The following is a 13331-nucleotide window of genomic DNA, read 5'->3' as shown; positions in this document are numbered from 1 at the left end:
TTGCCTTTAAGGTTTGTCTTAAATTTCCTCTATATAGGATTTAATGGTACTTCTCGAGCATCATCGGTGTCGAAATTGTCATCACTTTCATTACAATATTCTTCATAGATCAACTCCAGTTTTTCCATTCCATAAAATTGAGTTTGCCCTGTGACAATTGCATAGAAAATTTCTTCATTTACTGGCAAGCCTTCTTCTTCAAGAAGCAACTCATCGGTTAAAATGGCTGCGATTTCAGCAGTTACTTCAACGTTGAGGAATTCAGAGAAAAAACGCACATGATCCGCCATAAAGATATGCCCATTTCTTGTTCTGGCGTTGACTACATTTACTAGCCTTTTTCTTAAATCGTCTTCCAATGCATTTTTATTGTTTGCGAGGACTCTCTTAAATATAGAAATCCATAAGTCCCAGCTAAAAGCTTTTTCTAAACCATCTACAGTGGAGAAATCCAAAGTCATATTTATTTCTCCATAGCCCTCTTTACCAACTTCGGTAGAAAATATCAATTCGTGGTCAAGTGATTTTCCCTCCAACAAATCCTGATTTAGCCCTAAGTTTGCAATGTCTATTTTGACTGTTTTATTGGTAATTCCATCTAGATTCCATGTAACTTTTTTAAGTTCACAAGTTTTTATAGCCGTGATGTTCAATGAAATTTTTAGTTCTTCACCCGGTTGTATAACGGATGGGTATGCACATGATATTTGGAAAGAATCGTTTGTATGGTAGGTTGTGAGAAGCATGACATTGGACGTATGGTTCACAGGAAGCTTACTTCAAAGTAAAAAAAAATATTAGAATTTGCAAATGAAAAGTCAATTAATTCGCTCATGTAGAGGGGTTTAAATGGATATTTGAAAAAAATGATATTGATTAAAAAAATAAGAAAGAAAGTTCTCACGGATCTATTTTAATGCATTTGTCTTTTAAGAGTTCTTATTATTGATCATAGGCTCATTGTACTTTTCTTTCATATAAATTGTAGCGAGATAAAGGCAAGTCTATAACCTCTACTTTCATAAAACCTAGATTTTCGTAGTACTTGCAAAGTTTAGGGTTTTTTGAATCTGAATCTAATCGCAAGTATTGGCAATCCTTATTTTTGGCTTTATGTGCAATTTCTTCTAAGATCCTTTGTCCAATTCCTTTACCATTATAAGCTTCCTTAACAATTAATGAGTGCACATAGATGGCTTTATCTTTTTGCTTACCCCAATAGAGTAGGTCTTCATTTAACATTCTCACCATACCGATATTGTTATTAGCATGGTCATCAACGAAAAAGAATTCACCGTTTTTAATACCCTCTTCAATCCATAGCACTTTTTCTTGTGGAGGGTTCTTCCAATATTGCCAATGGTCAATCTGCATCCTATGTATTTTTTCGGCTGCTTCCCTCAGTAAACTTAAAACCAGTGGTAGGTCTTTTACTCCTATTTGTCTAAACGTGATATCCGTCATTATTCGTGTCTAATGGCTACTCTCCAGGATAGGCTACGGGTTTTCCACTTTTTTTGTGAATGGGCATCTGTGCATTTACCTCTTTAAGGTGGGCTGATAAAATACTAGCCAACTCTTTTACTTTTTCCGGTTTTGTAGCTGCCAAATTGTTTTGCTCTCCAATATCTTCTCGGATATTGAACAATTCAAAACTTTCATCGATATGATAATAAATCAATTTAAAATCTCCTTTACGAATAGCACTGAAAGCACCTATTCCCGGGCCTTTTGGTCCCCATTCATTGGGGTAATGCCAGAACAAAGGCCGGTTATTTGACTTTTGGGAATTATTGCTTTCCAACATGCCAACGAAACTTTTTCCATCTACTGTCTGGACAGTGGGTTGGTCTTCTACTCCTGCCATTTCCAAAATGCTGGGATAAAAATCTTCAATGATCAGATAGTTGTCATTAGTTGATCCGGGAATCGTTACGCCGGGCCACTTTACGATCATTGGTACCCTGATACCACCTTCGTGGATGGACCCTTTGCCGCTGGATAGGGGTTTGTTATGGGTATGTGCTTCTCCGCCTCTGCTATGTACACTCAATCCCCCGTTGTCTGACATGAAAAGGATGATGGTGTTTTCTATCAATTTTTTTTCTTTGAGATGTTGCATGATGTCTCCCAGGCTTTTGTCCATGCCCTCTATAAGGGCGGCATAGCTGGCTTCTTTTTCATCAAGACCTTTATCCAGGTATTTTTGATAATAGCGCTCGTCTTTCTCTATGGGGGCATGTACCGCATAATGCGACATATACATAAAAAATGGCTTGTCTTCATTCTGTGCCTTGTCCATAGCGATTATTGCCTCCCTTGTCAGTGCTTCAGTTAGGAATATTTCCTGACCATGGTATTTTTCAAGGCCCGGTATATCCCATACAGCACTGCCTCCTCGCCAATTTGCACTAAAATTGTTTGCTCCCAAATAGCTACCGGGACCTCCGGCAGCATGTCCGGCTATATTGACATCAAAACCGATGGCTTCCGGATTTTCTGCCGGGGTATCGATGGCTCCAAAATGTGCTTTTCCGGCATGAATGGTGTAGTAGCCGGCTTTTTGGAGCAGAGAAGGAAGGGCGTCTGCATGTACGGCAAGATCCAAAGGTTCCGGACTCATCCCATTTACATTCCAAGCAGGAAAAGACAACGCTTTATGGTTGGTTTCCATAGGTTGTAGGGCATCCTTGTGTAGGGTCCAATTGGTTACACGATGACGGGCAGCATTCATGCCGGTCATTAGACTTATACGAGTGGGAGAACATACAGGTGTGGCATAAGCTTGGGTAAACATCATGCCCTCCGAAGCTAGCTTTTCCATATTTGGTGTATGGTAGCGCTCATTGAGAGGAGTTTTTTTGTGCCAGAAAGGAACTGATGTGTCCTGCCAACCCATGTCATCAACAAAAAATAAAACAATGTTTGGTTGATTTGAAGCTTCTAGACTTGCTTGATTTTTGCAGCTTCCAAAGACCATACATAAGATGGTTAGGAAAAAAAGAATTTTCATAGGTTAGTTTTTCTTGAATTCGACCTCGGTTTTAAATAACCATCAGGCCTTGTTGGGATCACCGTTTTTAATATAAACGGTGAAGATAAATCTAAATGCTGAACCGTCAAAAGGGACTTGCCGCATTATTGACCATACTTTGATAAAGCTCGAAATAATTTGGTTGGCTAGTTCCAATTTAGTTGATCTATTTCCTAATGTGTTTGTTGAAGAACTCAAGTTCATCTTCTACATCAGAAAAGAGACCCAAATCTATATTTTCAACTTTGGTAAGTGCTTTTTAAAGCGATTTCAGCACGTAATAGAATGTCTATTGCATATTTCGGGTTTAACTAAATCATTGAATTGGATGCTTAGCTTAACGAAGGGTGTCAGAATGGTAGTAAGGATCCAAAATGCAATTTGAGAAAACAATCACTGTCCCAAGAAAAGATTTTAAATTCAGTTAGCACAATGGTTCTATAATCCATTTATTCACTTAGTTTTCCCTTATCCCAATCATTTTTCAGGTATTCCAAAGCTTCTTCTAATGCTTTTATTGATGATTTAGGCTTGAAATCCAGTTCTTCTATTGATTTACTAATATTGTAATCCTGTTTTAGCCCATAAAACATGTCTAAATAATGCCGCTGTAATTGTGGCTCTTTTCCTGTTAATTTACTGCTAAATTCCATTAGTCCAGCAACAGTATACAATAAGCATTTAGGTACTTTTTTTGGGATTTTTAATTTTAATTCAGGATATAGGTTGGCTGCTATTCTCACACTTTCTTGTAAGGTGGTATGGGATTCATTGGATAAAATGTAACGTGCTCCATCTCTGCCTTTTTTCATTGCGTTATAGGCGCCTAAAGCCACATCTTTTACATCTACCCAATTTAAAGTCACATTTGTATCTACAGGAATTTCCCCATTTAAAACTTGCAAGACAAGATTGTTAGAATAACTAAGGTTATGAGCCATAGAACCAATCATGGCAGAAGGGAGAATTAGGACAGTTCTTATTCCATATTTTTTTCCTAATTCTAAGGCCAATTTATCCGAATCATTTTTAGAGTTGTAATACCAATTTCTTCTGTCCTTATTGTATCCATTATCTACATTGGCTGGTAGTTTTGTGAAATTTAAACTGGCGACAGAACTCACATATACAATATTCTTTATGCCACATTCTTTTGCAATGTCGAATACATTTTGAGTGCCTTGCATATTGTTGTCATAAATTTCAGTTTTTGGATTTTTAGCCCACATACTAAAATTTGCTGCTACAGCATATAGGTTTTTAACTCCTTGAAATGCTTTTTTTAAAGATTTTTTATCAGTAAGATCAGCTTGAACAACTTCGCAATTTAGCCCTTTAAAAGGTCCTTGGTTATTGATGTTTCTTATTGTTGTTCTAACTTTTTGGTTTTTAGATAGTAATGTTCTAACCAGGTTGTTCCCTAAATGTCCGTTTCCCCCTGTAACTAATGAAATTTCTTCGCTCATCTTTTATGTTTTATGTTTGAGCAAATGTCGATGTCTTTTAGTAAACCAAAAATAACATTTGTTAGGAAGAAATTTGTTTGCGTATTCTACTTAAAGACTGGGGTTCTATACCTAAAAAGGAAGCAATGTTATCCACGGAAACGTTTAAGGCCAGCTTGGGGTGTTGATTTACAAACTTTAGGTAACGTTCTTTTGCTGTCAAGATTTGAAAATCTTTAACACGTTCCAATTTACAGCTCAAGTGTTCATTGGTTACGGTTTTTACAAAATCCTTCCAAAAAAGGGTGTTTTCTTGTAAAAGATCAAAATCAGGTTTCGCTATTTTTACCAATTCACAATCCGTAACCGTTTCATAATAATCCAAAGAGGGTGTTTCACTCATAAAGCTATCTAAAGATGTGAAAAAATCTTGTTCTGAGACCAAATGTTGGATTACTAATTTACCATCAATGTTTTGATACCCTTTAACAATCCCTTTACTTAAAAAGTAAATATAGCGTTCAATTTTCCCTGACTCTAATAGCTTAGTTTGGGCAGGGACATTGGCTGAAATAAAACTTTTTTTAAGTAAACCAATATCATTATCAGTTAATGAGAATTGTGAGTTGATATGATTTATAAGATTTTTCATTTGTATAGTTATTCAAATGGTAATGAACACTCCTACGCAAAAGTAGATGTTTTTGGCATATAGGTTTTATTGGCAGCTGGCCTTTATATTTTTAATTCGGTTACTCTATAGGAAAAGTATTTTGCTATCATTTTCATTGCCACACTTGATGGGGTTATTTTGAAAAGAAAGTTCCTTAAAGCTATTAAGATGGGGTTTGAAATTTGCCCTATTATTCCAAGTGTCAAACTCTCATTTACGATTTCTTTGGATCGTGGAAATTGATGTTTTTCGTAAAGGGCATATGCTTTAGGAGAAAGTCCATATTTGTTTACGCATTGGGCCAAAAGATATGCTCCTTCAATTGCCATACATCCTCCTTGCCCTAAGTTTGGAGTGGTTGGATGGGCTGCATCTCCGATTAAGGTAATATTGCCCTTGGTCCAGCCTTTATGCGGCACTCGATCAGACAAACTGTTTTTTAAAATTTTTTCCGTGTTTTCCATTAACTCTGGAATGGGCTGATGCCAATCTCCAAAAAGCCGTTTCAGCTTGCTTTTTGTTCCTTCTGGAATATCATCTTGCAAAAATGCTTCATTGCAAGTTGCCCACCAACCATATACCCCATCTTTAATAGGTACAATACCCACTCGCTGACCTTCTCCATAGGTTTCACTTGCATAACCAATGTCAAAATTGGTTTCAACCACACCACGCCAAACGTTGTAACCTCTAAATATAGGATCTCCGTCCTTGATGATGTGTTTTCGAACGACAGAATGTATGCCATCTGCTCCGATTACTGCATCAAAATTTGAGCACTCACCATTTTCAAAAGTCACTTCCACCTGACCATTATCTAAATTCGCTAATTGCTTTACACTTTTACCCTTATGCAGTTGAGCATTAATGCCGGTTAGTAAAATTCTGTGTAAGTCGGCTCGGTGTATACAAACGACAGGATAATCACTCTTGGGTGAAGACTTACTAAGGATATTTCCTTTTTTCGTTTTGAGGTAGACATTTTCAAATTTTCCGCTTGTTTTCAGTATTGGATCAAGTAGTCCAATTTCATCCATCACAGATAGAGCGTTTGGAAAGACACTGATAGCAGCGCCCACTTCTCCGAATTCTTGTTTTTGTTCAAAAATGTGGACTTCATACTGATTCGTAGAAAGGCAACGTGCAAAGGTAAGTCCCGCTATGCCTCCTCCGATTACTGCGACTTTTTGTTTCATTTAGTTTTTTGTTATTTCATTCATTCTTCTCCTTGCCTCCGGCTCACCTTTTTTAACGGCTTTTCTCAAGTATTCCATCCCTTTTTCTGTTTTACCCTGTTTGATAAGGAAATTAGCGTAATGTAATTCTAGGAGGTCCACTGGTTCGGTTTCGGATTCAAAAGCTAATTGAAAATTGGTTTCTGCTTTTGCTATTTCATTTTTAGCAGAGTAATATAAAGCTAGGTTTCTATAGGAGTAAGCAATGTCATGGTTGCCTGTTTCCAAAGCCTGAACAAGTTGTTTTTTACCTTCTTCGATTTTACCTGTTTGGATCAAGGCATAGCCTAAATTGTCATAAGTAAAGCCATTACTACTGTCTATGTTAAGTGCCTTTTGAAAATTAGAAATACTCTTTTCATAATCTTCACATCTGAGCTGGTGGTAACCAATATTGTTAAAAACTTCCGCTTTTAACATTTCATCTTCAGTTAAAAATAAGATTTTTTGTAGCGTAGTAGTTGCAGATTCAAAATCTCCGTTTTGGTATTCTTTGGTTGCTTGATTGAATAAGTCATTTGCATCTAATTCAGCTTTACTGAAAGCTTTAGAGGGAGAATTATTTAGAAAAGCAATAGCACGTTCAAATTGTACTCGATGTTCTTGATGCAATTCATTTTTCCAGTCCGGATTATCCTGTTCTATTAGCTTTGAATAGGTTGCTAATCCAAATGCCATGACTTCGGTTGGCATTTCAGAGACATAGTCCCATTTGGTTTCCCAAAACCCGTCATCAATTCTTCCTCTATCGGTTAAGTTTTGACAGAGTGGAATCCCAAAGCCGAAATAGATTCCTGCTATAAAAATGAACAGGGAAGTGTCATCTCCTGTGTCAAATTGTAGTTTGTTTTCAGTTAACCGAATTTTAATGAATTCATTAATCAGGCTATAAATGAGGCGATTTGGTCGATCGGCAATTGTTTTAGCAATGTGGATAGTATAATTGTCATCTGTAAATTCTGTTTCTGTTTCAAATGGCTTTCCCTGCATTTCAAATGGCATCCCATAAACATCTCGTAAATCTTCGTGGATTTCAAATTTGATTTTGCTAGAATGCAGACCTAACAAGTTGCTCAAGTCTTTTATAACGTTTTGGATTAATAACCCCCTATTAGAAAAGGCATTTGGAAAGAATTTCTCTGTAATAATAATTTGCTCACTTTGTCTATTAGGATACCCACAAAACTTGATCAACCATTTAAAATTATCCTCAACCCATTCTCTATCAAGGTCGGTTATTCGAAACGTATTTTCTTTTTTATTGAACCCGAATAATTTCATTTTTCTAATTAGCCAAAATGTTTTGTAGTTATATGCCTATAGAATTGCATATGACTTACTTAGCAGAGGCTTAGCGCTTATTTCTACATGTCAAAATAAGGATTTTGGACAAGAAATCTAGTGCAGGAACTACATTATTTAAAGGTTAGGGTTAAAATACTGTATCCTGATACCGATTACTCTATTCATTCATTAAAGTGGACCCTGAGCACGGTCCCTGAGCCTGTGGAAGAGCGCCGACGGGCCTGTTGTCAGAAGGTTTAGTTTTTGTGGACAGGTTTTTATTTCAGTTGGTTTAAATTTCCATTCTTAGCTGAGGAATTCTGACAATTTGCACAATGTTATTTTCATCCCTTCTGTAAAAGGTAAGATTTGATTGACATTATTCGAAATTTGCTTTTACTCCTAGTTTTTTTATTCATTAAAAGCCAAATAAATGTTTCTGCGAACTTGTTAGGAGAACCAAGTTTTCAATTTATGTATGACCCGGTTATTGGGGGGAGCTATAGTTGTAGGTTGTTTATTTTTATTCTTTAAGCTATTTATTGCTTGAGATGAAAAGTCAACATATTTAAAAAAATCTTTTTCGGAAAGCTTCTCTCGTGATTTCCCACTATTATGAAACATACAATCAAGCTGAAATAGAATGTTCAAATGTCCTAATTCCCCATTTTGACTACTCCACACAATATTGTCATAGTTCGCTTCTTGAAATAAACTTGGTATTAAGGATAACTTATGTATTGACAGTTCCTTAGGGTAGCCATTGTCTTTATAATAAGATTTTATTTCTTGAAGGATGTTTAAGCGTAACCTTTCAATGCCTATTGGATTTGAGTATCCGCTTATCAAACTTTGTATTTCTTTTTCAAAATCCATTTTAATCGTCTGGAACGCTCAGGGTTTGTAGTATATGAGATGTTGTGGTGTGGTATTTCTTCTTTTTTAACTGGATGGTTTTATGTTTATCTGTCCACCGACCGCTTTTAAAACTTTCATGATGGTCTCGAATTGAGGTTTGGCCCCGTCGGCTAAAGCCTTGTACAGACTTGGCCTGCTCATTCCCGTTTTCTCAGCGATTTTTGTCATTCCGATAGCTTTCGCGATATGTCCGATAGCTACAATAAGGTCAGAGCTGTCCCCGTCTTCGAGAACAGTGTTAAGATACTCTGCAATCATTTCTTCGTTGTCGAGATAGTCTGCAAGGTCAAATTTTGTTATTGCCATGTTACTCATTCTTTAGTTTATTCCAGATTTCTTGTGCCTTCTTAATGTCCTTCTGTTGACTTGATTTCTCACCGCCGATTAATAGTATGATGATCTTGTCTTCCTTCTCTTTAACCCGGATTATGTAATAGAATTCGTGATGAGGGTTGCAATCGCAAGAAAATCAGGCTGTTTGGAGATTTTAGCATAGCACCGCTATGGTGAAATTGAAAACAGCAACGAAGTGGCTGGTTTTAAAGCGATTTCAGCACGTAATAGAATGTCTATTGCATATTTCGGGTTTAAAATAGAGTCTATAACCTTTCGCATAATTTATCCGCATTTCGCTAATGCCATCGCTTACAGGTTTACAGTCTCCAAAATGTTCATCAGTCTCCAACTTTTGAATCCTGAATAGAATTTTTGCTTTAGCTCGAATATCCTTGAGCTTTCTAATCCATTTATCGAATTCAGCTGTTTTTTCTGTTCTGATCATGAATTTTTGTATCCTAATGGATACAAAAATAAACTATTCTCTTGAGATTTCAAAGTGTCTGGTATCGGTCAACCGGAAGAAAAAGCCCGAGTGGAAGTATAAAAACCTGATCAGATTGGGAGTGGACCAAGACCATGCTTACGCATGGAAGGACTGAGCGTAAAGAAATGACCTCTTTAGGTCATTATAGTGAGGGGCCAGATGGCGGGAGGGTAGATAAGGGGGATGGGCTGCAGTTTAGAGTCCGATTCTGATCACTACTATCACATTGTCTCGCCTAAGAAGAAAAGGTTATGAATCCATGCTTTCCTATTACCTCAAATCACAACCTACAATCCGGTGAACCGCCGTATACGAGACCCGCACTACGGTGGTGTGAGAGGCGCACCGTGAGCTTATGGCTCACGGCCGTCTACTCGATTGGGCAATCGTACTTTTTCTCGTCAGTCAATCAGCGTTGGCAAAGGCATACTCTTTTGCAATTTTTGGCTTGAGTATTGGCTGGTGCGAATTGCAAATGTGTATGGCTTTATGCGTTGGCTTTTTCATTTAAGATTCTTTTTCTTTTGTTTTAAGTTCATAGTTACCAAGTCTTAATAATGCAACAATTAGCAATAGGATGACTGCTGATGTGTAATTCTTAGTCGTAAAAAAGCAATGAGCAACGTTGTTTCTCAGATTCATTCCATTTAATGTGAAAAGAAATTTAAAAAAGGCAATGTCATCTTCAGGAATCAATGCCTTTAGTTTTTCATTATCCAATAATTTATCGAAACCAATCCTTTCTTCTGTGCCATTTTCTTTAATTTCTATTGTCTGTGCACCAATCATTCTTGAGAATTCACGTAATAAACCTTCAAATTTTAACACCAAACTGTCTATTGCTAATATGTAGCCTTGTGGATTATGACTGTTTGTTTTTAAATCGATTTCTGTTTGAACGAAAAAGCTTTGTAGAGATGGTGAAAGTAGCTCAATCCAATTAAACCCTTGAGACTCGTTGTTTGAATCTATGTAAGTGAAATCTTGACCATACCAAGAATTGATATTTAAATAATCAATTAAACTTTCGTAGGAAATTTTGCCACTTTTAATTCCTCTTGAAACAACGAGCCAAATATGGTTGATAGAAAAATTATTTATGTGTATTGAATAAGAGTTAATTACACCTGATCTATTCTTGCTAACGTTTTTGTTGATGTCAAATGTTATTGTGGAAACCAAATCAAGCATAACAGGTTTTATTTCTTCATTCAATACAGAAGCTTTAGGTAATAAATTTTCTAAAATCAGATAGCCGTAAATATCCTTGGCATTACCGTGTTCGATTAATTGTGTCGCTTTTTCCTTAGTAGAATCCCACCATTGGTTTAAAAGCTTATTATATTTCTCATCTTCCAATTCAAATGAAACTTTTTTAAGGTCAATAGTCTTTTTTGCTTGCTCCAATAAAACAGCAGTTTGCTCAATTTTTTCTTTATTATTTGCCTTTTTATATTCTTCTAGAGCGTTTGTGTAATAATGATGAGCAATAAAACCTTTGTTTTTTTCATTTTCGAGTTGTGATATATGATAGTCGCCTAACTTTTCGTGAAATTCACTTGGTGATGTATTAAGTTTTCGACTAAGAATCACGAGTAATTTTAGATAGCTTTCTAAAACCCTTTCATCTAAATCGGAAATCTTGTCTTTTGAGTAATCGAAGAATTTTTGAGTGATTGATGAATCTATTTTTTTGCCATTCTCAATGAGAAAATCCATTAATGAATACTTTGTAAAAGCGTTTAGCTTATCACTTTCTAAAAGCGAAACCAAATAATTTATAATGTCATCTTTTTTGTGATTTACAGTTTGGCTAAGGATAAAAAGATTTTTGAAGTACTTGCCAAATGATAAGCATTGCAAATTATCTTCAACGTCAAACGAAGAATTTTTTAAAAGTAATAAATAACTTTCAATTGCTTCTTTAGCAAAATCAATGTGTTTCTGTGGACTTAACCAAAGTAGATGGTTGTACTTTGCTTTGTATTTGGGGTTTTGTACGTTATTTGCACGAGTCTTGATGTAATCAAAATTATCGTCAAATAGCTCTAATGTTGGATAAGCATTTGCACCGCTTTGGAATTTTGGAATATGTTTACCTTCTTCAATGGAAAATTCAGCAAAAAATAACTCATACGAACATAACTTTTTTGTGCCTTCATCTTCAATCTTATCACGTAAAGCAGTTATGTATTTGTACGTGTTTAAATCCAGATATTGGAAGTTGGTATCATTTTCAAGGTATTCGTAATATTCATCTAAATTCTGAAAATCCATTAGTTATAGTGTTTAGATGATTTCAATGGTTGTTCTAGTGTCATATAATCAATTTTTGTTAGAGCGTTGACAAAAAACAGCTCTTTTGGTTTTTTCAGCGTTGGCTTTCTTGTTGGGAAAAACCAAATGTGCTGTTTGTGCGGTGAATTTTTCTGTATGTTGCCCAACAATTGTGTATTTGTGTTTTTTTCCTGGAGTTACGTATACATCAACTATGTACACGGCTCCTTTGCTTTGTTATTCCCTTTCAAATTAATGATTTAGAACAAGAAATCTAGTCTGGAAACTATATTTTTAAAGATTAGGATTAAAAATACTGTATGCTGATACCGATTACCCTGTTAATAATTCATTAAAGAGGCCCCTGAGCCTGTTAAAGGGGTTTGATTGGCTGACACAGCATTCTTCAGGTTCCCTCCAGGCTTTATTTAACAGATTAATAATAACCTTTTCTGTCCATTTTTTTCCTGTGGGGCACGATGAATACAAGGGGGAACTTTACTATTAGGGTGATCCGTGGCCAACCTGCATAAATGCCCCAGGCCTAAGCTTATTGGTTGTGCATTGGCTTTGGCTAGGTAATGAAGGTCAAAGAACTGTTCACTCAAAAAGGATTCAAAAGAATCCTCTGCGCCGTCATGTAATTTTTTAAGTTCATCTCTTATTTCATGAACAAGCACTTTTTGTTCGGCTTGTGAATTGGGCAATATTTCACTTGACTCCCCATAGTAAGTGCATAAAAAAGTATCGACAGGTATAGGGGCGCGATCTACATGAAAGGAATAAACATCGGTGGGAAAAAAGGGGTAACTATCATCCCTTTCATAGCACTGAATCACATTAAGTGTGGGAGAGGCACCATGCGCTTTCAAGACCTTCAAATCATGTAAAAGAATTTCCCGCGCAAGCTGCCCTTGCTTACTCAACTGAAACTCAAGAAGTTGATCAGGAAGAAGTTCGGCCATATTTTCTTTAAGTATTACCTGATTAACAATCTCAGAAAAATCCCCTATAAGCTTACGTGTCCAACAAATCGCATTGCTATTTCCATGAAAAGGCGTGGAAAGAAAGTCTTGAAAATTAGTCACGTATTGAATTTGCTGCGCAACAGGAGATTTACTGATCATAATAGGTAGTAACTAAATCTTGATTCTTCGTAGAAAGTAATATCACCTTCCAAATTTCGAGAATTTATTTTTCTAAACAGTTGTTTCTTCATTTCATTTGGCTCAAGTAAGACTAATTCTCAAAACGCTGTCAATAATTCGTTGGCGTTCTCGTACCATGAGCCTGTCGAAGGGTGTCGAAGGGAATTTATTTTACAATTCCGATCTCTTTTCCCTTCAAATCATAAATGGAGTAAATAAAGCGGTCGGCTTCTGCTTCGGGTTTAATATTCCCATTTTTCGAGAAGCTCCGCAGTGGTGGAGGTATGAAAATTAGCATATTCTTTTGCTCCCCCAAACCAACTTATTACTTCCTTTCTTGCGAGCAATGAAGGTTTTTCTGAAAGATGAGACCAGTAAGAACTGTAACTCCAATCTTGTAAATCTATGTTTTACGGGATTTTGGTGAATGTAATTAATCAGGCTGTTTGGAGATTTTAGCATAGCACCGCTATGGTGAAATTGAAAACAGCAAC

The 13331-nt window shown here is 36.3% G+C and carries 13 protein-coding genes; 1 reads left to right on the top strand and 12 read right to left on the bottom strand.

The features are described 5' to 3' along the window. Positions 1-29 precede the first annotated feature (29 nt). The 10 genes from AC13EX_RS04800 to AC13EX_RS04755 form a co-directional block, all read right to left on the bottom strand. Positions 30-746: a hypothetical protein gene (locus tag AC13EX_RS04800; protein ID WP_482891769.1), complete on the bottom strand. Its 717-nt coding sequence runs from the start codon at positions 744-746 to the stop codon at positions 30-32. A 211-nt stretch (positions 747-957) separates the two neighbouring features. Further along, complete coding sequence (locus AC13EX_RS04795) at positions 958-1464, bottom strand: GNAT family N-acetyltransferase (RefSeq protein ID WP_482891768.1); 507 nt, start codon at positions 1462-1464, stop codon at positions 958-960. Between the two features lie 16 nt (positions 1465-1480). Continuing rightward, positions 1481-3013: a sulfatase gene (locus AC13EX_RS04790; RefSeq protein WP_482891767.1), complete on the bottom strand. Its 1533-nt coding sequence runs from the start codon at positions 3011-3013 to the stop codon at positions 1481-1483. 470 nt (positions 3014-3483) lie between these two features. Next, positions 3484-4500 carry an NAD-dependent epimerase/dehydratase family protein gene (locus AC13EX_RS04785; RefSeq protein ID WP_482891766.1) on the bottom strand — a complete coding sequence of 339 codons (1017 nt, stop codon included), beginning with the start codon at positions 4498-4500 and terminating at the stop codon, positions 3484-3486. Positions 4501-4561: 61 nt separating this feature from the next. Next, positions 4562-5131, bottom strand: a complete 570-nt coding sequence (locus tag AC13EX_RS04780) for a Crp/Fnr family transcriptional regulator (protein ID WP_482891765.1) — start codon at positions 5129-5131, stop codon at positions 4562-4564. A gap of 83 nt (positions 5132-5214) precedes the next feature. Next, positions 5215-6348, bottom strand: a complete 1134-nt coding sequence (locus tag AC13EX_RS04775; protein WP_482891764.1) for an FAD-dependent monooxygenase — start codon at positions 6346-6348, stop codon at positions 5215-5217. Further along, positions 6349-7668: a tetratricopeptide repeat protein gene (locus AC13EX_RS04770; protein WP_482891763.1), complete on the bottom strand. Its 1320-nt coding sequence runs from the start codon at positions 7666-7668 to the stop codon at positions 6349-6351. Positions 7669-8121: 453 nt separating this feature from the next. Further along, on the bottom strand, positions 8122-8547 hold the full coding sequence (locus tag AC13EX_RS04765) for a hypothetical protein (RefSeq protein ID WP_339713455.1): 426 nt from the start codon (positions 8545-8547) through the stop codon (positions 8122-8124). Between the two features lie 66 nt (positions 8548-8613). Next, positions 8614-8895: an addiction module antidote protein gene (locus AC13EX_RS04760; protein ID WP_482891762.1), complete on the bottom strand. Its 282-nt coding sequence runs from the start codon at positions 8893-8895 to the stop codon at positions 8614-8616. A gap of 244 nt (positions 8896-9139) precedes the next feature. Further along, positions 9140-9370 (bottom strand): type II toxin-antitoxin system RelE/ParE family toxin, encoded by a 231-nt coding sequence (locus AC13EX_RS04755; protein ID WP_482891761.1) that lies wholly within the window; start codon positions 9368-9370, stop codon positions 9140-9142. 16 nt (positions 9371-9386) lie between these two features. Here AC13EX_RS04755 and AC13EX_RS04750 point away from each other — a divergent pair, with 16 nt between their 5' ends. Beyond that, complete coding sequence (locus AC13EX_RS04750) at positions 9387-9527, top strand: hypothetical protein (protein ID WP_339717214.1); 141 nt, start codon at positions 9387-9389, stop codon at positions 9525-9527. A 392-nt stretch (positions 9528-9919) separates the two neighbouring features. On the opposite strand, the gene AC13EX_RS04745 is transcribed toward AC13EX_RS04750, so the two are convergent. Then, positions 9920-11689, bottom strand: a complete 1770-nt coding sequence (locus AC13EX_RS04745; protein ID WP_482891760.1) for a DUF4209 domain-containing protein — start codon at positions 11687-11689, stop codon at positions 9920-9922. 428 nt (positions 11690-12117) lie between these two features. Continuing rightward, a complete protein-coding gene (locus AC13EX_RS04740) occupies positions 12118-12816 on the bottom strand; it encodes a hypothetical protein (protein ID WP_482891759.1) in 699 nt (232 codons plus the stop codon). Between the last annotated feature and the right edge of the window lie 515 nt (positions 12817-13331).

The sequence above is a fragment of the Cyclobacterium sp. L-R genome (assembly GCF_056859355.1).
The sequence above is the reverse complement of the archived record's forward strand: the minus strand, read 5'-3'. Positions and strand labels throughout refer to the sequence as shown.

What these genes read in the sequence shown, in the direction of transcription:
- AC13EX_RS04800 (WP_482891769.1), bottom strand. Translation starts at nt 746, where the DNA reads ATGCTTCTCACAACCTACCATACAAACGATTCTTTCCAAATATCATGT.
- AC13EX_RS04795 (WP_482891768.1), bottom strand. Translation starts at nt 1,464, where the DNA reads ATGACGGATATCACGTTTAGACAAATAGGAGTAAAAGACCTACCACTG.
- AC13EX_RS04790 (WP_482891767.1), bottom strand. Translation starts at nt 3,013, where the DNA reads ATGAAAATTCTTTTTTTCCTAACCATCTTATGTATGGTCTTTGGAAGC.
- AC13EX_RS04785 (WP_482891766.1), bottom strand. Translation starts at nt 4,500, where the DNA reads ATGAGCGAAGAAATTTCATTAGTTACAGGGGGAAACGGACATTTAGGG.
- AC13EX_RS04780 (WP_482891765.1), bottom strand. Translation starts at nt 5,131, where the DNA reads ATGAAAAATCTTATAAATCATATCAACTCACAATTCTCATTAACTGAT.
- AC13EX_RS04775 (WP_482891764.1), bottom strand. Translation starts at nt 6,348, where the DNA reads ATGAAACAAAAAGTCGCAGTAATCGGAGGAGGCATAGCGGGACTTACC.
- AC13EX_RS04770 (WP_482891763.1), bottom strand. Translation starts at nt 7,668, where the DNA reads ATGAAATTATTCGGGTTCAATAAAAAAGAAAATACGTTTCGAATAACC.
- AC13EX_RS04765 (WP_339713455.1), bottom strand. Translation starts at nt 8,547, where the DNA reads ATGGATTTTGAAAAAGAAATACAAAGTTTGATAAGCGGATACTCAAAT.
- AC13EX_RS04760 (WP_482891762.1), bottom strand. Translation starts at nt 8,895, where the DNA reads ATGGCAATAACAAAATTTGACCTTGCAGACTATCTCGACAACGAAGAA.
- AC13EX_RS04755 (WP_482891761.1), bottom strand. Translation starts at nt 9,370, where the DNA reads ATGATCAGAACAGAAAAAACAGCTGAATTCGATAAATGGATTAGAAAG.
- AC13EX_RS04750 (WP_339717214.1), top strand. Translation starts at nt 9,387, where the DNA reads ATGGATACAAAAATAAACTATTCTCTTGAGATTTCAAAGTGTCTGGTA.
- AC13EX_RS04745 (WP_482891760.1), bottom strand. Translation starts at nt 11,689, where the DNA reads ATGGATTTTCAGAATTTAGATGAATATTACGAATACCTTGAAAATGAT.
- AC13EX_RS04740 (WP_482891759.1), bottom strand. Translation starts at nt 12,816, where the DNA reads ATGATCAGTAAATCTCCTGTTGCGCAGCAAATTCAATACGTGACTAAT.